General features: G+C 71.8%; 22 protein-coding genes. 12 read left to right on the top strand and 10 right to left on the bottom strand.

Annotated features, from left to right (window positions below; translation table 11 throughout):
• Positions 1 to 41: 41 nt before the first annotated feature.
• Positions 42 to 1,496 (top strand): phosphomethylpyrimidine synthase ThiC, encoded by a 1,455-nt coding sequence (gene thiC / locus HPS36_RS13080; protein ID WP_173230476.1) that lies wholly within the window; start codon positions 42 to 44, stop codon positions 1,494 to 1,496.
• A gap of 105 nt (positions 1,497 to 1,601) precedes the next feature.
• Complete coding sequence (locus HPS36_RS13075; RefSeq protein WP_173230475.1) at positions 1,602 to 3,119, top strand: DUF790 family protein; 1,518 nt, start codon at positions 1,602 to 1,604, stop codon at positions 3,117 to 3,119.
• A 70-nt stretch (positions 3,120 to 3,189) separates the two neighbouring features.
• Here the strand turns inward: HPS36_RS13075 and HPS36_RS13070 are convergent, their stop codons facing one another.
• The 5 genes from HPS36_RS13070 to HPS36_RS13050 all read right to left on the bottom strand — a co-directional run bounded on the left by HPS36_RS13070 (position 3,190) and on the right by HPS36_RS13050 (position 5,970).
• On the bottom strand, positions 3,190 to 3,636 hold the full coding sequence (locus HPS36_RS13070) for a DUF3887 domain-containing protein (RefSeq protein ID WP_173230474.1): 447 nt from the start codon (positions 3,634 to 3,636) through the stop codon (positions 3,190 to 3,192).
• 72 nt (positions 3,637 to 3,708) lie between these two features.
• Positions 3,709 to 4,011, bottom strand: a complete 303-nt coding sequence (locus HPS36_RS13065) for a DUF7521 family protein (RefSeq protein WP_173230473.1) — start codon at positions 4,009 to 4,011, stop codon at positions 3,709 to 3,711.
• Between the two features lies 1 nt (position 4,012).
• Positions 4,013 to 4,354, bottom strand: a complete 342-nt coding sequence (locus HPS36_RS13060) for an ArsR/SmtB family transcription factor (RefSeq protein ID WP_173230472.1) — start codon at positions 4,352 to 4,354, stop codon at positions 4,013 to 4,015.
• A 132-nt stretch (positions 4,355 to 4,486) separates the two neighbouring features.
• Positions 4,487 to 5,017 carry a DUF7122 family protein gene (locus HPS36_RS13055; RefSeq protein WP_173230471.1) on the bottom strand — a complete coding sequence of 177 codons (531 nt, stop codon included), beginning with the start codon at positions 5,015 to 5,017 and terminating at the stop codon, positions 4,487 to 4,489.
• Positions 5,014 to 5,970, bottom strand: a complete 957-nt coding sequence (locus HPS36_RS13050; protein WP_173230470.1) for an RsmB/NOP family class I SAM-dependent RNA methyltransferase — start codon at positions 5,968 to 5,970, stop codon at positions 5,014 to 5,016. Before HPS36_RS13050 ends, HPS36_RS13055 begins: the two co-directional genes overlap by 4 nt.
• Positions 5,971 to 6,082: 112 nt before the next feature.
• Here HPS36_RS13050 and HPS36_RS13045 point away from each other — a divergent pair, with 112 nt between their 5' ends.
• Positions 6,083 to 6,823, top strand: coding sequence for a proteasome assembly chaperone family protein (locus HPS36_RS13045; protein WP_173230469.1), 741 nt, complete (start codon positions 6,083 to 6,085; stop codon positions 6,821 to 6,823).
• Between the two features lie 16 nt (positions 6,824 to 6,839).
• Here HPS36_RS13045 and HPS36_RS13040 read toward each other — a convergent pair whose 3' ends face one another.
• Positions 6,840 to 8,234 (bottom strand): isochorismate synthase, encoded by a 1,395-nt coding sequence (locus HPS36_RS13040; protein ID WP_173230468.1) that lies wholly within the window; start codon positions 8,232 to 8,234, stop codon positions 6,840 to 6,842.
• A gap of 103 nt (positions 8,235 to 8,337) precedes the next feature.
• Entirely contained in the window at positions 8,338 to 8,952 is a 615-nt protein-coding gene (locus tag HPS36_RS13035; protein ID WP_137716130.1) for a sulfite oxidase-like oxidoreductase, read from the bottom strand.
• Positions 8,953 to 9,196: 244 nt separating this feature from the next.
• Between HPS36_RS13035 and HPS36_RS13030 the strand changes: the two genes are divergently transcribed.
• The 3 genes from HPS36_RS13030 (at position 9,197) to HPS36_RS13020 (ending at position 11,858) form a co-directional block, all read left to right on the top strand.
• Positions 9,197 to 9,412 (top strand): ribbon-helix-helix domain-containing protein, encoded by a 216-nt coding sequence (locus HPS36_RS13030; protein WP_004598554.1) that lies wholly within the window; start codon positions 9,197 to 9,199, stop codon positions 9,410 to 9,412.
• Positions 9,413 to 9,507: 95 nt separating this feature from the next.
• Positions 9,508 to 9,786: a UPF0058 family protein gene (locus HPS36_RS13025; RefSeq protein WP_053771458.1), complete on the top strand. Its 279-nt coding sequence runs from the start codon at positions 9,508 to 9,510 to the stop codon at positions 9,784 to 9,786.
• Between the two features lie 161 nt (positions 9,787 to 9,947).
• Positions 9,948 to 11,858: a rhomboid family intramembrane serine protease gene (locus HPS36_RS13020; RefSeq protein ID WP_173230467.1), complete on the top strand. Its 1,911-nt coding sequence runs from the start codon at positions 9,948 to 9,950 to the stop codon at positions 11,856 to 11,858.
• Positions 11,859 to 11,894: 36 nt separating this feature from the next.
• On the opposite strand, the gene HPS36_RS13015 is transcribed toward HPS36_RS13020, so the two are convergent.
• Both HPS36_RS13015 and HPS36_RS13010 read right to left on the bottom strand, forming a co-directional pair.
• The gene (locus HPS36_RS13015) at positions 11,895 to 12,518 is read right to left on the bottom strand and encodes an METTL5 family protein (RefSeq protein WP_173230466.1); all 624 of its coding nucleotides are present in this window, start codon (positions 12,516 to 12,518) and stop codon (positions 11,895 to 11,897) included.
• 3 nt (positions 12,519 to 12,521) lie between these two features.
• A complete protein-coding gene (locus HPS36_RS13010; RefSeq protein ID WP_173230465.1) occupies positions 12,522 to 12,911 on the bottom strand; it encodes an apurinic/apyrimidinic endonuclease family protein in 390 nt (129 codons plus the stop codon).
• 388 nt (positions 12,912 to 13,299) lie between these two features.
• Between HPS36_RS13010 and HPS36_RS13005 the strand changes: the two genes are divergently transcribed.
• The 4 genes from HPS36_RS13005 to HPS36_RS12990 all read left to right on the top strand — a co-directional run bounded on the left by HPS36_RS13005 (position 13,300) and on the right by HPS36_RS12990 (position 18,116).
• Positions 13,300 to 14,253, top strand: coding sequence for a transcription initiation factor IIB (locus tag HPS36_RS13005; protein WP_053771462.1), 954 nt, complete (start codon positions 13,300 to 13,302; stop codon positions 14,251 to 14,253).
• A gap of 85 nt (positions 14,254 to 14,338) precedes the next feature.
• A complete protein-coding gene (locus HPS36_RS13000; protein WP_137716127.1) occupies positions 14,339 to 14,773 on the top strand; it encodes a universal stress protein in 435 nt (144 codons plus the stop codon).
• 33 nt (positions 14,774 to 14,806) lie between these two features.
• Positions 14,807 to 16,906 carry an AMP-binding protein gene (locus HPS36_RS12995; protein WP_173230464.1) on the top strand — a complete coding sequence of 700 codons (2,100 nt, stop codon included), beginning with the start codon at positions 14,807 to 14,809 and terminating at the stop codon, positions 16,904 to 16,906.
• A gap of 61 nt (positions 16,907 to 16,967) precedes the next feature.
• Positions 16,968 to 18,116: an acyl-CoA dehydrogenase family protein gene (locus HPS36_RS12990; protein ID WP_137716125.1), complete on the top strand. Its 1,149-nt coding sequence runs from the start codon at positions 16,968 to 16,970 to the stop codon at positions 18,114 to 18,116.
• A gap of 9 nt (positions 18,117 to 18,125) precedes the next feature.
• Here the strand turns inward: HPS36_RS12990 and HPS36_RS12985 are convergent, their stop codons facing one another.
• Entirely contained in the window at positions 18,126 to 18,800 is a 675-nt protein-coding gene (locus HPS36_RS12985) for an MBL fold metallo-hydrolase (RefSeq protein ID WP_173230463.1), read from the bottom strand.
• 156 nt (positions 18,801 to 18,956) lie between these two features.
• Between HPS36_RS12985 and HPS36_RS12980 the strand changes: the two genes are divergently transcribed.
• The gene (locus tag HPS36_RS12980) at positions 18,957 to 20,771 is read left to right on the top strand and encodes a MutS-related protein (RefSeq protein WP_173230462.1); all 1,815 of its coding nucleotides are present in this window, start codon (positions 18,957 to 18,959) and stop codon (positions 20,769 to 20,771) included.
• A complete protein-coding gene (locus tag HPS36_RS12975; protein WP_173230461.1) occupies positions 20,764 to 21,213 on the top strand; it encodes a hypothetical protein in 450 nt (149 codons plus the stop codon). Before HPS36_RS12980 ends, HPS36_RS12975 begins: the two co-directional genes overlap by 8 nt.
• Positions 21,214 to 21,229 lie beyond the last annotated feature (16 nt).

Genomic DNA, 21,229 nt, shown 5'->3' with positions numbered 1-21,229 from the left:
TCACCGCAGAGTATATTAATTAGTGGTATTACTTGGTAATCATGCCAGCGACACAGATCGAACGGGCGCGGAACGGCGAGGTCACGCCCGCCATGGAGCGCTTGGCAGCGCGGGAGAACCACGAGCCGGAGTTCGTCCGCCGGGAGGTCGCCGAGGGGCGCGCGGTGATCCCGAACAACCACGCGCACGACTCGCTCGACCCGATGGTCATCGGGCGGGCGTTCGCCACGAAGGTCAACGCGAACATCGGGAACAGCGAGACGACCAGCGGCGTCGAGGAGGAGCTGGAGAAGCTCCACGCGGCGGTCCACTACGGCGCCGACACTGTCATGGACCTCTCGACGGGCGGGAAGCTCGACACGACCCGCGAGGCGAACGTCGCGCACTCGCCGGTGCCGATCGGGACGGTCCCGATCTACGAGGCGGTCAAGCGGGCCGAGTCCGCCGACGCGATCACTCACGAACTCCTCCTCGACGTCATCGAGAAACAGGCCGAGCAGGGCGTCGACTACATGACGATCCACGCGGGGATACTGATGGAACACCTGCCCCTGACTGACGGCCGGAAGACCGGGATCGTCTCGCGAGGTGGGTCGATCCTCGCGGAGTGGATGGAGGAGAACGGGATGCAGAACCCGTTGTACACGAAGTTCGAGGCGATCTGTGAGATCCTCGCCGAACACGACGTGACCGCCTCGCTCGGGGACGGCCTCCGGCCGGGGTGTCTCGCGGACGCGAGCGACGAGGCGCAGTTCGCCGAGCTCGACACCCTCGGAGAGCTCACGGGGACCGCGCGGGAGCGCGGCGTTCAGGTAATGGTCGAAGGTCCCGGTCACGTCCCGTTGGACGAAATCACCGAGAACGTCGAGCGGCAGCAGGCGGTGTGCGACGGTGCCCCGTTCTACGTCTTGGGCCCGCTGGTGACGGACGTTGCGCCGGGGTACGACCACATCACGAGCGCGATCGGCGCGACCGAGGCCGCGCGGGCCGGCGCGGCGATGCTGTGTTACGTGACGCCGAAAGAGCACCTCGGCCTGCCGGACGCGGACGACGTGCGGGACGGGCTCGCCGCGTATCGGATCGCGGCGCACGCGGCCGACGTGGCGAACGGCCGACCCGGCGCGCGCGACTGGGACGACGCGCTCTCGGAGGCGCGGTACGAGTTCGACTGGCGGCGGCAGTTCGAGCTCGCGCTCGACCCCGACCGCGCGCGGTCGTACCACGACCAGACGCTCCCCGAGGACAACTACAAGGAGGCGCGCTTCTGCTCGATGTGCGGCGCGGAGTTCTGCTCGATGCGGATCGATCAGGACGCGCGCGACGCGGACGGCGAGATGTCGTCGATAACGGAGTCGGAGGGGACGGACCTCGACGCGTCGGCGGCCGCGAGCGCGAACCGTCCGCCGGTCGGCACCCACGACACGAGCCGCGTCCCGGACCGAACCGAGGTCGACGGAGTGGCGTTCCCTTCGGAAGCCCCCGGCGACGACGACTGACGCGGTCGGACGCCCGACAGTCGGGCGGCCCGCGGACGGAAGCCCGACTCGGACCGGTGACCGGAACCCGACCGGTTTTAGGCCGCCACCCGCGTAGCCGCGGCCGTGCTACGGAAGGACCTCCTGCGCGTCTCCCGGGCTGGCGGCGGCTACCGCCCGCAGTTCACGGGGCGCGAACACCGCCCGCTCGCGGCCCGCGTGCTCGGGACGTTCGAGTCGCACGTCGGCGAGCGCCGCGGCGACCTCGACGACGCGCTGGCGGACCTGGAGGCCGACGCGGCCGCGCGGAACGGCAACTTCAAGCTCGTTCGCGGGCTCGCGGCGCTCGTCAAGCGCGAGTGCGAGTTCGAGACGCGCGCGCCGGTCCCCCCGCGCCGGGTCCGGCGAGCGGCGTTCGAGGCGGCCGAGGCGGTCGGCGTCGCGAGCGAGACGGACCGGGAGGTCGCGGTCGACCGCGCCGCGGACGCGCTGGGGATCGAGCCGGCCGACGTGGCGGCGTCGCTGTACGCCGACCGCGACGTGGAGCAGGTCCTCGTCGACGCCGACGTGCGCTGGGACCCGGACGCCCTGCTGGAGCAGTACGATCTCTCCTTGGCCCAGACGGCGCTGTTCGACGCCACCGAGGTTCGGGTGCGGTCGAACGACCCGAAGCGGTTGGTCTCGGCGGTGAAGCGCCTGCGGCTGATGTACGAGGTAGAGCGGACGCCCCAGGGCCGCGAACTGGTCGTCACCGGCCCCGACGCGCTGTTCTCGCGGACGAGGCGGTACGGGACCGCCTTCGCGCGGCTCCTCCGGACGGTCGCGGAGTCTGCGGAGTGGTCGCTGGAGGCAACGATAGACGACCGCGGGCGCGAGCGCACGATGCGCCTCTCGGACGGCGACGTGACGGTGCCGGACGTCGAGCCCGTCGCGGAGCCCGACTTCGACAGCGGGGTCGAGGCGGACTTCGCCGGCCGGTTCCGCGGGCTCGACCTCGACTGGACGCTCGTCCGCGAGCCGGAGCCGCTGGAGACGGGCGCGAGCGTCATGATCCCCGACTTCGCGTTCGACTACGCCCACGCCGACTTCCGGCTGTTCTTCGAGGTGATGGGCTTCTGGACCCCGGAGTACGTGGAGAAGAAGCTCGGACAGCTCGCGGACGTGGAGGACGTGGACCTGCTGGTCGCCGTCGACGAGAGCCTCGGCGTCGGCGAGGAGGTGGCCGCGCGCGACCACCGCGTCGTCACCTACTCCGGGATGGTGCGGGTGAAGGACGTCGTCGACGTGCTCCGCGAGTACGAGGCCGACTTCGCCGCGGACGCGGCCGCGGACCTCCCCGACGCGCTGTCGCCCGACGCGGACGTGGTCGGGCTCGACGACCTCGCGGACGAACGCGGGGTGAGCGTCGGCGCGATCGAGGGCAAGTCGTTCCCCGACCACGAGCGGATCGGGCGGACGCTCGTGCGGCCGGCGGTGCTGGAGGCGATCGGGAGAGAAATCGGCGCCGGGATGGCGCTCTCCGAGGCCGAGTCGGTCCTCGACGAGTACGGCGTCGACGACGCGAGCGCCGCGCTCTCGCGGCTCGGCTACCGGGTCGAGTGGGAGGGCCTCGGCGGGGGGACCGTGCGCGAGAAGGACGCGTGAGGGGCCGTGGCGGCGGCGCGGGCGGCACCGGTGGACCGATCGACCGCCCTCGGCGCCGACGCTCACGACGTTACTCCGGCGCGACGTTACGGATGAACACGCCGCCGATCCGCTCGCCCGCGAGGGTCAACTGGAGCGCGTAGTGACCGTTCGCGCACTCGACGCGGGCGAAGACGGCGTCGTTCCCGTCGCGCGACTCGATCCCCCACGCGCCGATCCGCTCGTACGCGCCGAGGTCGCCGACGTTCTCGGCCCAGACGCTCTCGATGCGGTCGGGCGGGAGCGAGCCGGCCAGCTCCTCGGTGAACGGCTCGCTCGCCGCCTCGTACTCGCCGTCGTGGACGCGGGTGACGAACGTCCGTGTCGTCTGCTTCTGCGCGTCGCTGGGGTCGCCGTCGGGGAACTCGAAGTCGCCGCCGAGTCCGAGCCCGCTACAGCCGGCCAACGCCGTCGCGCCGGCGACACTGACCGCGAGGACGCCGCGTCGCGTCAGCGTCGTCTGCGTTCCGTCGTTCATCTGTCTCGGCTCGTCGTTCGCGGGCGGGACACACAAAAGGCCGGCCACGGTCGCAGCCGCTGCGACCGCGGTTCACTCGGGGTCGACCCACAGGCCGTAGAGGATGCTACACATCCCGGCGACCTCGCTGGCCTGCGTGAGGACGGCGAGGACCGTCTGGCCGCCCGGCAGGGCGAAGTAGAGCACGCCGAGCACCCCCGGGACGCCCATGAGGAGAACGAACCCGACCGCGACGAACAGCATCGGCGTGTGTCGGTTGTTCCGGTACCCCCGGTAGGCGATGTAGCCGATCGCCAGACCGAGGGCGATGGTGACGTAGTCGGTCAGGAGGAGGGCGAGGTCGAGCGTCGAGAGCCAGCGCAATCGCTCGAACACGCTACATCTCCTCCACGAGCCGGGTGAACCGGTCCGCCATGCTCTCTTCGCGGGTCACCTCGACGTCGAACCCGTCGTCGGTCGCGTCGATCACGATCCGTTCGAGCGTCGCCGAGAACACCTCGTAGTGGTGGCCGTCCTCCTCCAGGCGGGTCCGGGACTCGACGAGGTCGTGCTCCCGGAGGTCCTCGATGCGCCGATACACCGTGCTCGGCGAGACGCCGCAGCGGTCGCTCAGTGTCTCTGCGGACATGGGTTGAGTGCGTGTTTCGAGCAGGATCCGGCGCGCCGTGTCGTCCTCCAGCAGGGCGGCGACGGCGGCCGCGTCCGTGTCCTCGCTCACTACCGGCGTCTGACGGGCCACGGTATTAATCCTGTACCGGACTCGCAGCGACTGCGACCGTCCCGCGGGCCCCCGACGCGGGTAACGGATTCCCCGGCAGACGGCCCACCGGAGGGCCCGGCGACGGTCCCGCTACTCCACGACCGGCAGGTCCGCGCGGCTCCCCTTCGGCACCACCGAACGCAGTTCGTCGTAGAGGTACAGCCCGACGCCGATGGGCACGCTCTCGCCCGCGACCTCGTGGGTCGCGATCAGGTAGCCCCAGTCGCCGTCCCACTCGGGGAGGTCCTGGTCGTCCCCGGCGGCGAAGGCGGCCGCCCGCTCCGGGCCGAGTTCGATCACGTTCTTCGTCGCGCGCGATCCGAACCGCGAGACCGCCCGCCCGGTCGGCTTCCAGTGCTCCTGTCGCGTCCGGAGGAACGTCATGCCGACCGCCTCGACCTCGCTGGGGTCGCTCGCCTCGCCGTTGAAGATCCAGATCTTCCCGGCCCCCTTCTCCCAGAAGGAGTACTCGGCGAAGGTGTCCCGACCGATCCCGAACCGCTCTTCCCACCAGTCGAGGACCTCCTCGCGGCTCGCGCGGCCCTCGACCGCGCGGTCGGCGGGGGTCTCCGGGAGCCGGTCGAACTGCTGTCCGTCGTTGGTGGGCGCGTCGTCGCTCATGCGTCCACCTCCCCGCCGTCGGCGACTCCGCCCCCGTCGCCGGCCGCTCCGCCCACGCGCAGCTTCGCGCAGAAGAACCCGCCCGTGTCGTTGCGGTGGGGGTAGATGCGCTTCGCGCGCGTGACCGACTCGTCGTACGTCTCGCCGTCCCACTCGGTCACGCCGGGGTCGGTGTCGAGCGGGAGGTCGAAGTCGACCAGCTCGCAGTCCTCGCTCGCGAGGACATGGTCGAGGACGGCCTCGTTCTCCTCGGGCGCAAACGTACACGTGGAGTAGACGACGACCCCGCCGGGGCGGGTCGCCTGGACCGCCCGCGCCAGGACGCCCTTCTGGATCCCCGCGACCGCGTGGACGTGGTCGAGCGTCCACTGGTCGAGCACGTCCGGGTTCTTCCGGCAGGTGCCCTCACAGGAGCAGGGGGCGTCGACCAGCGCGCGGTCGAACTCGTCGAACGCCAGCGGCTTCGTCGAGAAGTTCCGGGCGTCCTGGTTCGTGACGACCGCGTTCGTGATCCCGAGGCGCTCGGCGTTGTGCCGGAGCGCGGAGAGCCGCCCGAGGTTGTTGTCGTTGGCGACGACGGTGCCCTCGTCGTCCATGGCGTCCGCGATCTGCGTCGTCTTGCTGCCGGGCGCCGCGCAGGCGTCCCAGACGCGCTCGCCGGGCTGCGGGTCGAGCGCGAGTCCGGGCAGCACGGACACCTCCTCCTGGCCGTGCGTCCAGCCGTGGACGTACGGCCAGTTGCCGCCGGGGTTCCCGTCCGGCAGCCGGAACAGGCCGTCGTGCCAGTCGACCGGCTCGTAGGCGACGCCCGCCTCGTCGAACGCCTCGCGGACGCGGGCCGGCGTCGCCGCGATGCCGTTCGTGCGCACGACCGAGGGGAGGGGCCGGTCGCACGCCGCCCGGAACGCGTCGACGTCGTCGACGAGCGGCTCGTAACGGTCGAGCGGATTCATAGCCCCTCTTTCGCGTCGGGGCGTTAGACGGTTTCGGGACTCGGGCGCGGAGACTCCTGCGGGACCCGCCTCGCGCCGCACCTTTAGGTCCGCCCCGGGCGTAGAGCCGGCCATGGCACGCATCTCCGTCCTCGACGACGGCGTCTCGCTGGACGCGCCCACCCTGATCGAGGGGTTCCCCGGCGTCGGCCTCGTCGGCAAGATAGCGACCGACCACCTGATCGACGTCCACGGGATGACCCACTACGCGAACGTCCACTGCGACGGGCTCCCGCCGGTGGCCGTCTACCACGAGTCCGAGACGGCCGCGACGACGCCGGTGCGGCTGTACGCGGACCCTGATAACGACCTCGTCGCGCTCCGCAGCGACGTGCCCGTGAACCCGAACGCGGCGACGGAGGTCGCGGCGTGTCTCGGCTCGTGGTTCGACGAGGTCGACCTGTTCCCGGTGTTCCTGTCGGGGCTCGGCCGCGAGAAGGACGAGGCGCCGCCGGAGCTGTACGGGATCGCCACCGGCGACGGCGGCGAGGCGCTGGCTCGGGCCGAGGTGTCGGAGCCGTCGGAGTCCGGGCTCGTCTCCGGCCCCACGGGGGCGATGCTCGCGGCCGCGCTGGAACACGGCCGCGACGCGGTCGGCCTCGTCGTCGAGTCCGACCCGCAGTTCCCCGACCCGGAGGCGGCGCGGATACTCATCGCCGACGGCATCGACCCCATCGCCGGGATCGAGACGCCGACGGACGGGCTGGTCGAACAGGCGACCGAGATCCGGGACGCGAAACAACAGCTCGCCGAGCGGATGCGACAGGCGAACGAGGAGAGCTCGCAGGCCGAGCCGCTGAAGATGTTCCAGTAGGGGTTCGATCGGACGGCTACCGACCGCCCGCGTCGCCGTCGTCGCCCTCCAGCTCGTCGAGGATCGGCCGGTACTTCAGCTGGACCTCGTCCCACTCCCGGTCTGGGTCGGAGTCGGAGACGATGCCGACGCCCGCGAACAGCGTGGCGCGCCGGCGGGCCGCGACCGCCGAGCGGATCGCGACCGCGAACGCCCCGTTGCCCGCGGCGTCGATCCAGCCGACCGGGGCGGCGTACCAGCCGCGGTCGAACGGCTCAGTCTCGCGGATCGTCGCCAGCGCGCGGTCCGGCGGCAGCCCGCCGACCGCCGGGGTCGGGTGGAGCGCCTCGACAAGGTCGAGCACGTGGCGGTCCGCGTCCAGCTCGGCGGTGATCGGCGTGTGGAGGTGTTGGACCGTCGCGAGCCGGCGGACGCGACGCTCGCCCGCGGAGATGGACGCCGCGAACGGCTCCAACTGGTCCCGCACCGTCTCCGCGACCAGCTCGTGTTCGTGGACGTTCTTCTCGTCGTCGAGGAGCTCCCGCGCGAGCCACTCGTCCTCGCTCGGCGTCTCGCCGCGGCCGGTCGTCCCGGCGAGCGCGTCGGTCTCGACGGTGCGGCCGCGCAGCGAGACCAGCCGCTCGGGCGTGGCGCCGAAGAAGGCGCTCTCGCCGGCCTCGGGCTCGAACCAGTAGCGGTGACAGTCGGGGTACTTCTCCGCGAGGCGTTCGAGCGTCGCCGCGCGCGGGAAGTCGGCCGCGAGGTCGGCCTCCAGCGCCTGGGCCAACACCACCTTCCGGAGGTCGCCGTCGCGGATCCGGTCGACCGCGGCGCCGACGCTCTCGCGCCACGCCTCGGGGCTCGTGGTCCGCCGGCTCTCGCTGATCCCGGGCCGGGGCGGCCGGTCGCCCCGGGAGTCGGCGTTGCCGCCGCCGCTCGGCGCCTCGCCGTCGCCGTCGAGGGCGGCGAACCGGTCGACCTCGCTCGCCAGCCGGTCCTCGACGGCGGAGACGTCGGCGTCGTCGCCGACCGCGTTGACCGTCAGCCACGCGCCGTTGTCCGCGACGGTCAGTTGGACGCGGGGGAGTACGAACCGGGCCTCCGGGAACGGCGTCCACGGGTCGCCGTCGCAGGCCCCCTCGTGGAAGGCGAACCCGCCGAAGACTCTGGGGCGGGCCGCCTCGGTGCCGGCGTGGACGTCGCCGGACTCGAACAGCTCGGTGGTCGCGTCGCGGATCGCCGCGAAGCGGTCGCCGCCGGCGGCGGTCAGGGTGGCCGCCGATCCGCCGCCGATCACCAGCGCGTCGTCGGGCGCGCTCCAGGTCGTGCGCGGCGCCGGAAGCGCGTCGAACGCCGCCGCGAAGGCCGGTTCGTCGATCGCCGTGGTCCGGCTGACCAGCGGCGGTGACGACCGTGGGCGCGCCCCTTTCATACGTACCGAGTCGGGGCCGTGGACCCTTTATCCTGACTATCGGGGCGGAACGGACGGGGGATGTCCGAGGGGCGAAGCGAGCGGGGCGACGGACGCCGCGCGATCAGCTGTAGCGCTCCTCGTTCCAGGGGTTCGCCGTGTCGCTGTACCCGCGCTTCTCCCAGTAGCCGAGCTCGGGCTCCGTGAGGAACTCCACGCCCGAGACCCACTTCGCGCCCTTGTACGCGTACTTGTGCGGCGTGACGACGCGGATCGGGCCGCCGTGGTCCGCCGGGAGGTCGTCGCCGTCGAAGCCGTACGCCAGCTGGACCCCCGGTTCCGTACACTCGTCGAGCGGGAGGTCGGTCGTGTAGCCGTCCAGCGAGTGGAACATGACGTGTTCGGCGTCGTCGCGGACGCCCGCGAGGTCGGCGAGGTCCGCGAACGCGACGCCCGTGAACTCGCAGTCGAACTTGCTCCACCCCGTCACGCAGTGGAAGTCCTGTCGCTGGGTGACGGCCGGGAGGTCGCGGAACTCGTCGAGCGAGAACGAGCGGGGCTCCTCGACGGCGCCCCACACCTCGAGTTCGAACGTGTCCGGGTCCCACGACGGCGTGCCGCTCTTCGAGAGGACGGGGAAGCCGTCGGTCTCGCGCTGGCCCGGCGGGAGCCGGTCGTCGCCGTACTCGCGGTAGAGGTCGGTGAGGTCTTCGACGGCCTCGACGCCGGAGTCGGTCATGGGACCCGGTTCGGCCCGGACCGACGTATGGATGTCGCTCCCGGAGCCGGGCGGGCGGCCGAGTGCGGCGCGTTCGACGTGACCCCCTGTCGATAGGGGCGTGGACGCCGCGCGGCGTTCGCACAATTCCAAGGCGAATTTTGAGGACGGAAAATGAACTTTTGTGTCGTCGTTTTGCGTTTTCGTATCGGCGGATCTGCGACGCCAATTTTATATACGCCATCCCACAAGAGCCGGACAGCAAATGCCACGAGTGAAGATAACCGTGCCGGAGCATCTGGAGATGCAGATCGCCCAGATGGTCGAGGAGGGGGAGTTCCTCAACCGAGAGGAGGCGGTCGAGGAGCTGCTGTCGACTGGCATCAAGGCGTACAAGACGAGCGGCCCGCGAGACGACGACGACTCCAACGGATTCGAAGACGAGGGGATGATGGGCCACGAAGACGAGTACGTCTTCTGAGCGAACGACTCTCCTCGACGGCGGTCCCCGCGGCGCGGAACCGTGCGTACCCCCCTCAACAACCCTTATAGGGCCCACATCCCGTATCCGTGGGTATGCACAAGGACGAGCTGCTCGAACTCCACGAACAGATGGTGACGATCATGGAGCACTTCCGCGCCCAGGAGTCGGTCGACGGATCGCTGTTCGACCCGTACGACGAGCTCGACGTCGACCCCTCGCACGTCCACAAGTCGAAGAGCGAGCACAAGCACGCGGTGTTCGTCCTCGGGAACGCCCTGGCGAACGCGATGAGCGAAGACGAGTTCTCGCCCGCCGGCCGCGTCGGCAAGCGGATGGAGGAGCTCGCCGACGACGCGGAGAACAAGATCTGAGGACCGTTTCCGGACCGTCGGCCCGACGAGTCCCGTTCCGGACTCCCCGCCTCCGCGCCGACGCCCGGACGCCGCTTCCGAGCGCCGTCCGTCGCCGCCGACCCCCCGATCCCCGCTCCCGACCCCCGTATTGATGTGTGCGCGGCCCCGTCGAACCTGACATGGTCGCAGAGGCGCTGACGGCGGACGCCGTTCACCTCGCCGCAGGGGGCGTCGCGCTCGCCGTCGCGCTCGCCGTCGTGTACGCCGTCGACCGACCGAGCGGCGACTGGACGCGCGCGCTCCGGTCCCGGCTCCTCCTCGGCGTCCCGTGGGGGACGCTGGTCGTGATGGCGGGCGTGGTCGGGGTGTACCTGTTCGTCCAGTCCGGCCTCGACAACCCGAACCGGCCGGTCGTCATCCCGTTCCGGTCGTGGTCGTACTTCTACCCGGAGGGGCTCGTCTGGTCGAGCTTCGCGCACGCGAGCCGCGGTCACATCACCGGCAACCTCCTGGCCGCGGTCGTCGCCGGCGGCCTCTCGGAGTACGCGTACGGCCACTTCCCCGACGGCCGCGAGGTCGGGGACGCGGACCGGCTCGCCGTCCGCCTCCGACGCCTGCCGAGTCGCCTGCGCGCGCTCCCGAGCCGAGCGCGGCGTCTCCCCGAGCGGATCCGAGCGATTCCGGGCCGGATCGCCGCCGTCGAGTCGCCCGCGGCGAACCCGTACGTCCGGGCGTTCCTGATCGTGCCCGGCGCCGCGGTCGCGTTCGGCCTCGCCTCCGCGCTGTTCGCGCTGGGGCCGGTGATCGGCTTCTCCGTCGTCGTGTTCGCGTACTGGGGGTTCGCGCTCGTCTCGCGCCCGGTCGCCGCGGTCGTCGCCATGGCCGGAACGACGCTCGTCGGCGTCCTCTACGACGCCGTCCGGGTCCCGGTGGCGTTCGCGGAGGCGTCGCCCTCATACGGCGTGCCGGGGTGGGCGAACGTCGCGATACAGGGCCACGCGCTCGGGCTCATCGGCGGCGCGCTGGTCGCGGTCGTCCTGCTCCGGCGACGCAGCCAAGTCCGGAACGGCGGGGATCGCGGCGCCGACTCGGACGCGGCCGCGGGGCGGTGGCGGCACCACCCGGTCGCGACCGCCGACGGCGGCGGGGCCCGTACGGACGCGACGGAGCGGTCGGCGATCGTCGTCTTCGGCGCGCTGCTGCTGTTCGGCGCGTCGCGCCGGCTGTGGGCGGTGTACTGGTACCTCGGCAACGAGCGCTACGAGCTGTACCGCGCGGTCGGCGTCGGGCTGCTCGCCCTGCTCGCGGCGATAGTCGCCGTCGCGGCCGTCTCGCGGGACGAGCCCTTCTGGCCGGCCCGGGCGGTGCCGGACCCCGAGACGATCCGGGGCGGGGTCCGGTCGGCGACGCCGGCGGCGGTCGGCCTCCTGCTGCTCGTCGCGGCGCTGGCCGTCGTCGCCGGGCCGGCCGTCGTCCCGAACCTCGTCGCGGTCGACGACGGCGAGCTCCCCGGCGACCCGGTCGAGGTGGAGGGGTATCAGGTGACGTACGCGGAGGACGTGGAGAACCGGCTCGTGGGCGTCGTCGACGTCGAGGCGTTCGGCCGGTCGACGTCGGTCAACACCTCGGGAGTGATCGTCAGCAACCCCGACCGCGAGATATGGACGACGGCCGTCTCGAAGGGGAACCTCGCGTTCTGGGGGTACCGCGCGGTCGACGTGGGTGGGACCGGCTGGCGCGAGACTGTGTGGGTCCAGCGTGTCGGCTGGGTGGCGGCGAACGGGGGGCCGACGTACCGGGTCGACGCGGTCCGGAACGAGACCCGGCGGACGCTGTTCACGAGCGAACCGGCGCGCGCCGAACCCCGGATCGACGGCCGTAACGTCGTTGTCGCGGCCGCGCGCGGAGGCTTCGAGCTGTCGGTGATCGGCGGCAGCGGCAACAACGTCACGGCGGCGCTCCCGGCGGCGAACGAGTCGGTGACGGTCCGGGGGATCACCCTCGTGCGCGAGGGGGATGTCCTGTTTGCGGAGCGCAACGAGACGCGGGTCCGGATCGCGCAGCGGGAGCGGTACGAAGGGCGTCAGTAGTCGAGACCGGCGGTACCGGAGCGACGAGTCAGGGGCCTACGACCACTCGATCCGGTACACTTCGGTGTCGATGTCGCGCGCCGCGTCCGTGTGGTGGTCGAACTGCGCGTCGATCCGGAACTCGGCCGCGAACGCGTGGGTCACCTCGCCGCCCTCGTCGGCGGCGAACGCCTCGACGAACTCCCGGCTCCCGCCGTTGTGGACCGAGTAGGAGACGTCGGCGAGGTCGCTCGCGACCGCGAGGAACTCCCGGTCGGCGTTGCGGTTCCCGTCCTGCGCGCCGAACGGTGGGTTCATCACGACCGTCGCCGGCTCCGCGACGGCCAGCGGGGGGCGGGTGGCGTCGCCGCGGACCCAGTGGACCGGCGCGCTGGCGGCGACGCGACGCTCGTTGGCGCGGGCGGTCGCGAGCGCGCCGCCGTCGAGTTCGAGGCCGACGACGCGGGCGGGGCCGCGCAGCGCCGCGGCCAGCGCGAGCATCCCGGTCCCGGCGCCGAGGTCGATCACGGTCCGGCCGTCGACGTCGCCGTGGAGGTCGGCGAGGTGGACGACGTGGGCGGCCAGCTCCGGGGGTGTCGGGTACTGTTCCAGGGCGGCGTCCGGGCGCTCGAAGCCGGCGACGACGCCGAGCTTGGCCGCGAGCGACCGCTTCGTCGCCATCGGTCAGGCGGCGCCGTCGACGCGGACGAACTCGACGCCCTCGCGGTCGGCTCGCTCGGCGAGCGCCGCGAGCGCCGTGCGGGTCTCCTCGCACGGCTCGTTTTCGACGGCGACCTCGATCCGCCCGGCGCCGAGGAACGACGCCGCCCGGACGAGCTCGCGGAGGCGGTCGGCCTCGCGCTGGCGTTCGAGCGTGCTCTCGGCGTCGAACGACGCCTCGGTCGCGACGGCGGCTGGCTGGTAGCCCCGGGCGGCGAGCCCCTGCTTGAGGTCGCGGAGGTGGTCGGGCGCGGTGCTGTCGAGGTCGGTCGCGTCGATGACGACCGGGTCGACGTCCGCGGGGCGACAGCCGCGTAGCGTGCGTTCGATGCCGGACGAGGAGGTGGTGCTCATACACGCCTATTGGCATTGGTTATACAAAAATCTTTATAGATGTTTAGTGGTAATAACCAGAGATCAAGAGACGAGACCCGACGGCGACGAACGCATCGAGAAGGGCGTGCGAGCGTCTCCGAGCGCCGGAATTCGCTCGCAGTGGGGCCGCGATCTCGGGCCCTGAAATCCGGCGGGGAATTCGACCCCGAACCGCGGTCACGTTTCGTGCGTCGCGGCGGCGGACCGAGACGAGTCGCGACCCGAGCTGACCCGATCCCGTATTCCCGGATCCGTCGGCAAACGCGCTCTCCGAGCGGTTAACCGGGTGACCGAGCGCACACGGATCATCAGGATCGTTGATGGGGGTGGACAAGGTTTAAATGTGCGACTGACCACAAACCTTTTAATGGAACGTCCGAGTCGCCAGCGGCAACAGGAGCGGGACACGGAGCAGGAAACGGACGAATCGACGGTCTCCTGTCCGGAGTGTGACTCGGAGGACATCGTCACCGACGCCGACCAAGAACTCGTCTGCGAGGACTGCGGGCTCGTCTTGGACGAACGGAACATCGACCGCGGCCCGGAGTGGCGCGCGTTCAACCACAACGAGCGGCAGTCCAAGTCGCGCGTCGGCGCCCCCATCACGGAGACGATGCACGACAAGGGGCTGACGACGACCATCGACTGGAAGGACAAGGACGCCTACGGGCGGTCGCTCTCCTCGGAGAAGCGCTCGCAGATGCACCGCCTGCGGAAGTGGCAGGAGCGAATTCGGACCAAAGACGCGGGCGAGCGCAACCTCCAGTTCGCGCTCTCGGAGATCGACCGGATGGCCAGCGCGCTCGGCGTGCCGCGCTCGGTACGCGAGGTCGCCTCCGTCATCTATCGCCGCGCGCTCAACGAGGACCTCATCCGGGGGCGATCCATCGAGGGCGTCTCTACCGCCGCGCTGTACGCCGCCTGCCGACAGGAGGGGATCCCCCGCAGCCTCGACGAGGTCGCCGACGTCTCGCGGGTCCCGCAAAAGGAGATCGGCCGCACCTATCGTTACATCTCCCAGGAGCTCGGCCTGGAACTGAAGCCGGTCGACCCAAAGCAGTTCGTCCCGCGGTTCGCGTCCGCGCTCCAGCTCTCCGAGGAGGTCCAGTCGAAGGCGACCGAGATCATCGACGTCTCCGCGGAGCAGGGCCTCCTCTCCGGGAAGTCGCCCACCGGCTTCGCGGCGGCCGCCATCTACGCCGCGTCGCTGCTCTGTAACGAGAAGAAGACCCAGCGGGAGGTCGCCGACGTGGCGCAGGTCACCGAGGTCACCATCCGCAACCGGTATCAAGAGCAGATCGAAGCGATGGGGTTCCGGTAGGGACGGACGGCGCCGCCTCGGCGCTGCCGCGGATCGAGACAGTTGATCGGGTTTTTAATCGCTACCCGTCGAACCACGGGGTGAGATGTACTCAGAGATCCTTGTTCCGACGGACGGCAGCCCGGCGTCGGACGCCGCGATCGAACACGCGATCGACCTCGCGGACCGATACGACGCTCGCCTCCACGCGCTGTACGTCGTCGACGGCGCGGCGTACTCCAGCCTCGAGGCGGGCGCGGAGGTCGTCGTCGAGGCGCTCGAATCGGAGGGCGAGGAGGCGACGACCCGCGTCGCCGAGGCCGCCGCGGACGCCGGCGTCGAGTGCGTCACCAGCGTCACGTCCGGGACCGCCTACCGGTCCATCCACAACTACGTCGACGACCACGGCATCGACGTCGTGGTGATGGGGACCCACGGGCGGAAGGGGATCGACCGCTACCTGCTCGGGAGCGTCACGGAGCGGGTCGTCCGCACGTCGGACGTACCGGTGTTGACCGTGCGACAGTCGGCGGATGAGTAGTCGCACCGCACTCGGCGGACGCGGGTGACACCGATGCGCGACTGGCTCTCCCACCGGGTAGTCTCGTCGCCGGACGACACCGCCCTGATCCGCGCCGAGGACGGCGAGGCGTGGAGCTACACCGACCTCGACCGACTGGTCGCCGAGACGGCCGGTCGGCTCGTCGCGCACGGGCTCGGCGAGGGCGACCGGATCGGCGTGCTGACCCCACCGTACGTCGGCACCGTCGGCCTCGTCCACGCGACGATGCGGATCGGGGCGACGTTCGTCCCGCTCGGTCAGGAGCTGACCGCGCGCGAGATCGCCGCGCGGATCGACCGGACCGACCTCGACGCCGTGGTCTGCGCGGAGCCGACGGAGGCGACGGCGACCGACGCGACGGCGGAGATCGAAGGGGTCCCCGTCTACTCCGTCGACGACCCGACGAGCGCCGAGGTCACCGGGATCCACGACGTCGACCCGGCGGCGCTCGACCCGCCGGCGTGGTCGTTCGACGACCCGCTCTGCGTGCTGTTCACCTCGGGGACGACCGGCGAGCCCAAGCCCGTGCCGCTGACCGCTGGCAACGTGTACAGCTCGGCGGTCGCCTCGGCGTTCCGGCTGGGGGTCGAGGCGGACGACCGCTGGCTCGTGTCGCTGTCGCTCCACCACATGGGCGGGCTCGCGCCGGTGTATCGGTCGGTCATGTACGGGGCGACGCTCGTGTTGCGCGAGGGGTTCGACGCCGGCGGCACCGCGGACGACATCGACGCCTACGACGTGACCGGCGTCTCGCTCGTCCCGACGATGCTCAAGCGGATGCTCGACCGACGCGGGACGCTGTCGGACTCGCTCCGCGTGGTCCTGCTCGGCGGCGCGCCCGCGCCGGCGGAGCTGTTGGAGCGGTGTCGCGACTACTCGATCCCGGTCTACCCGACGTACGGGATGACCGAGGCGGCCTCGCAGATCACTACCGCGACGCCGCGACAGACCAGGGACCGGATCGGGACGGTCGGCCGGCCCCTCTTCGGCACTGACGTAACGGTCGTCGGCGACGACGGCGACCCGGTCGAGCCCGGCGAGACCGGCGAGGTCGTCGTCAGGGGCCCGACGATCACGCCGGGGTACCTCGCGCAGGGCGACGGCGACGGGTCCGAGGCGGACGACGACGGCGACGTGGCGCCCCCCGACAACGGAGACGCGGCGGCCCCCGACGACGTCGACCTGAACGGGATCGACCCCGCGGACATCGACCGGTCGGACTTCGGCCCCTACGGGCTCCACACCGGCGACGTGGGACGGTTCGACGAGGAGGGGTACCTCCACGTGCTCAACCGGGTCGACGACCGGATCATCACCGGCGGCGAGAACGTCGAGCCGGGCGAGGTCGGAGACGTGCTCCGGGGGTACGCCGAGGTCGAGGACGTGGCAGTCGTCGGCCTCGACGACGAGGTGTGGGGCGAGCGCGTGGCGGCGCTCGTCGCCGTCGGCGACCGGTTCCCGAACGGGGCTGGTGCCACGGAAGACGCCGCGAACGGTGATCCCGACCCGACGGAGACCGGCGTACCGGAGGAGGAGTCGGCCGACCTGGCCGACGAGGAGACGAGATCCGACGACGCGACGGGCCCCGACGACGCGACGGGCCCCGACGACGCGACGCCGGTCGTCGGGGGCGAGGGCGTCGGTCCCGCACCGATCGACGAGGGCGCGTTCGTCGACCACGCTCGGGAGCGCCTCGCCGGCTTCAAGATCCCGAAGACGGTCGCGTACGTCGAGGAGCTCCCCCGGACCGTCTCCGGGACGGTCGACAGGGAGGCGACGCGGGCGCTCCTCCGGGAGCGCGGCACGGACCCCCGAAAGAACACCGACGCGGACCTGGAGACGGCGGGGTTCAAGCCCGCGGATCCCGCCGAGCCGGTCGAGCAGGCGGAGGCGACGCCTCCGGACGGCGCGAGCGCCTCGGAGTCCGACGCCGAGCGCCCCGAGGAGGTCGACATCGCCGACGCCGAGGAGGTCGCGGGCGGACCGACGAGCGACGACGAGCCCGAGAGGGAGCCGGCGGAGACCGAGGGAGAGAACGGCGCGGACGCCGAGGAGTCGGGCGATACAGACGCCAACGGGTCGGGCGACTCGGACGCGGCCGATGGCACATAAACTCACCCGACGTTCTTCGTTGTTCCACCGACGTTTTGCCCGCGGAGTTCTGACGAGTCGTATGGAGCTGCTCGACGACAGCATCGTGCCGGAGCGCGCGCGAGAGGTCAAACAGGAGGCGCGGGAGTTCGCCGACGAGTACATCGCCCCGAACGCGGAGGCGTACTACGAGTCCGGCGAGTACCCGTGGGAAGTGCTCGAAGCGGGAATGGACGCCGGACTGGTCGCCCAAGACATCGGCGAGGAGTACGGCGGCAAGGGGTTCGACCTGGCGCAGGTGCTGGCCATCGCGGAGGAGTTCTACCGCGCCGACGCCGGCATCGCGCTCACCCTCCAGCTGGCCAGCTTCGGCGCGGAGATGGTCGAGGATTACGGGACCGAGGAACAGAAGGAGAAGTACCTCCGGCCCGTCGCCGAGAACGACCAGATCTCCGGGCTCGCGGTCTCCGAGCCGCAGACCGGCTCCGACCTGGCGGGCATGACGACGAAGGCCGAGAAGGTCGAGGGCGGGTACGAGCTGACCGGCGAGAAGTACTGGGTCGGCAACGCGGTCGAGGCCGACTGGCTGACCGTCTACGCGAAGACCGGCGAGAGCGACGACCGCTACTCCAACTACACGCTGTTCATCGTCGAGACCGACTCCGACGGCTACGAGGCCGAGCACATCCCCGAGAAGATGGGGATGCGCGCGTCCAAGCAGGGCCACATCGTCTTCGATGACTGCTTCGTGCCCGAGGAGAACGTCGTCGGCAGCGAGGGCGGCGGCTTCTACGTGCTCGCGGACTTCTTCAACCACGGCCGCGTCATCGTCGGGGGCCACGGGCTCGGGCTCGCCGCGGCCGCCATCGAGGAGGCGGAGGCGTTCATCGACGAGCGCGAGGCGTTCGGCCGCACCATCGACGACTTCCAGGCCGTCCAGCACACCATCTCGGACATGCGGATCGGGTTCGAGTCGGCGCGGGCGCTCAACTGGCGCGCCTGCGAGAAGGTCGCGAACAACGAGGACGCCGGCTACTGGGCCGCGCTGGCGAAGACCAAGTCGACGGAGGTCGCCACCGACTGCGCCGAGAAGGGCATGAAGCTCCACGGCGGCCGCTCGATCCTGACCGAGCGCCGGATCGCCCGCGTCTACCGCGACGTGCGCATCCCGGTGATCTACGAGGGCGCAAACGACATCCAGCGCAACCTCATCTACCGGCAGTCGCGGTAGGCGGGTAGATCAGACGGTCGCCGCCAGCCGTCGCAGGGCCTCGCCGCCGCCCGTCGCGAGCGGGTCGCCGTGCCCGACGCAGGCGACCTCGAACGCCGGGGCGCGCTCGGCGAGCCCGCGGACGCTCGTCGTCACCGCTCCCGTGTCGTAGCTGATTAGCCAGCCGGAGGGTTCGAGATCGCCGTCCGACGCCGAGACGAGGTCGCCGAGGAGGCCGACGCCAAGTTCCTCGCTGACGTACGCGACGTGACCCGGCGTGTGGCCGGGCGTGTGGTACGCCGTGAACGACCCGATCCGCTCGCCGTCGCGGACGCCGACGACGTCGAGGTCGGTGCGGTCGGTGACGAGCCCGCCGAGCCGCTGGATCAGGCCCTTGTGGTTCCGAAGCGGCGGTGACCGCGCCCCGCGGAGGAGTTGGGCGTCGAAGCCGTACGCGCGGACCGGCGCGTCGAGGTCGGGCGCGAGTGCCGCCAGCGTCCCGACGTGGTCGAGGTCGTAGTGCGTGAGCAGGACGCGGCCGACTTCCGAGACGGCGACGCCAGCGTCGTCGAGCCCGTCCCGGATCGCGGCCTCGTCCCACGGAGTCCCGGCGTCGACGAGCGTCGGCACGTCGTCGAAGACGAGGTACGCGTTGACACCGCGACACTCGATCCGCCAGACGCCCTCGGCGATCTCGGTTGCCATGGCCTCCCGTACGGGAGCCGGAGGCAAGAGCGCTCGCGTGCCGGATCGCGCCGCCGAGACCGCGGGGAAATCTGGACGGCGAGAGAGACATCGGGACGGCGGGGCCGCCGGGGCGGGCGACGAAAACGCCAAGGCGCCGGGGCGACACCACGAGGTATGCGACTGGAGGACTACTGGGGGATCGGCCCCAAGACGAGCGAGCGGCTCACCGAGGCGCTCGGGACCGAACGGGCCGTCGAGGCGATCGAGTCGGCCGACGTCCGCGCGCTCGTCGACGCCGGCCTCCACCGGGGGCGCGCGACCCGCATCCTCCGCCGGGCGAACGGCGAGGCCGGAATGGACGTCCTCGCGACTGGCGACGCCCGCTCGGTGTACGACGACCTCCTCGGGCTCGCGGCCGACGCGGCGCTGACCGCGCACGCGGCCGACCGGATCAGGGTGCTGACCCCACTCCTCGACCGCGACGCCGTCGAGCAGCGGTTAGACCGGGTCGTCGCCGCCCGCGACGCGTGGGAGGGCCTCGACGACGCCGAGCGCGAGGCCGTCGCGGACGCCTTCGCCGCCTACGACGAGGCCGACGGCTCGGACCTCGCCGCGGTCGAGACCGCCGTCGCCCTCCGCGAGGCGGGGTTGACGGACGGCCCGTTCGCGGACGTGGGCGCGCTCGACGGCGACCGCCTGCGCGACGCCGCCGACGCGCTCGCCGACGTGCGGGGCTCGATCGACCCCGCCGGCGACCTCGACGGCGACGACATCGAGATCGCGGCCGGCGCCGACGCGGAGCTGGATCGGCTACGCGAGCAGCTCTCGGCCGCGCGCGACCTCGCGGACTCCGCGTTCGACGTGCTCGAAACCGTCCGCGACGGGAGCCTCCGGGACTTCGAGGCGCTGGAGGCGGCGACGGTCGACCACGTCGCGCGCGAGACCGGCGTCGAGCCGGCGACGGTCCGGTCGGCGGCGCCCGACGAGGCGCTCGACGCGGCCGACTTCGTCTCCGGGACGCTGCGCGACCTCGTCGGCGAACTGGAGGCCGCCGCCGACGAGCGCGAGGCCGCCGTCGCGGCCGACATCCGGGAGCGGCTCGGGGACGAACCGGAGGGCGACGAGGACACCACCGTCGCCCGCGCCGCGACGGCCGTGTCCGACGCCGCGTTCCTGCTCTCTCTGGGGCGGTTCGCGGCCGAGAACGGGCACGTCCGCCCGACGCTCGTCGACGACGGCATCGCCGTGCGCGGGGCGCGGAACCCCTTCCTCGGCGGCGACGTTCAACCGGTCTCGTACGGGGTCGGTTCGCACTCGCTCGCGGGCGAGGCGGGCGTCGCGAGCGCCGACGCGCCGCCGACGGGCGACCGCGTGAGCGTGCTCACCGGGGCGAACTCCGGCGGGAAGACGACGCTCTTGGAGACCCTCTGTGCGGTCGCGCTGCTCGCGTCGATGGGGCTGCCCGTGCCCGCCGACGCGGCCGAGGTCGGGACGTTCGACCGGATCGTCTTCCACCGCCGGCACGCCTCCTTCAACGCCGGTGTGCTGGAGTCGACGCTGAAGTCCGTCGTCCCCCCACTCGTCGCGGACGGCCGCACGCTGATGCTCGTCGACGAGTTCGAGGCGATCACGGAGCCGGGCCGCGCCGCCGACCTGCTGAACGGCCTCGTCACGCTCACGGTCGACCGCGGCGCGCTCGGCGTCTACGTCACGCACCTCGCGGAGGACCTGAGCCCGCTGCCCGACGCGGCCCGGATCGACGGCATCTTCGCGGAGGGGCTGACGAACGACCTGGAACTCCGCGTCGACTACCAGCCGCGGTTCGAGACGGTCGGGAAGTCCACGCCGGAGTTCATCGTCTCGCGGCTGGTCGCGAACGCCGGCGACCGCGGGGTCCGCGCGGGCTTCGAACACCTCGCCGGCGCGGTCGGCGAGGAGGCGGTCCAGCGAACGCTCTCGGACGCCGAGTGGGCGGCGAACGATGACTGACGACGAGGGGAGTCGGGGCGCGGGCCCCGACCGGATCCGGTCGGTCGCGGTCCACCGCGAGGACGTGGCGAACGCGATCGAAGCGACGCTGCGGAGCGACCGCGAGGTCGTCCTCCGCGCGACGCCGCCCTTCTCCGGGCGGATGCGGGCGCGGCTCCACGCGCTCGACGCCGGAAGCGGCGACGGGGACGCGGACGCCGGCGACGGGCCTCCCGCGCCGCTCCACATCGACCCGCGGGCGCTGGTGGCCGACGCGCCGCCGTACCCCGAGGTCGACGACACGGCGGCGGAACACCCCGACGCGGACCTCGCGGCGCGGCGGAAGCGACACGCCGAGGCGGTCGAGGACTGGCGCGAAACGGTTCGCGAGCGCGTCGCCGAGACGGTCGAGATCGAGGTCGACGGCGAGACCCGCACCGTCGACGTGACCGCCCTCGGGTAGAAGGAGTTCGCGAACC

Source organism: Halorubrum salinarum, assembly GCF_013267195.1.
Lineage (GTDB): Archaea > Halobacteriota > Halobacteria > Halobacteriales > Haloferacaceae > Halorubrum > Halorubrum salinarum.
The sequence above is the reverse complement of the archived record's forward strand: the minus strand, read 5'-3'. Positions and strand labels throughout refer to the sequence as shown.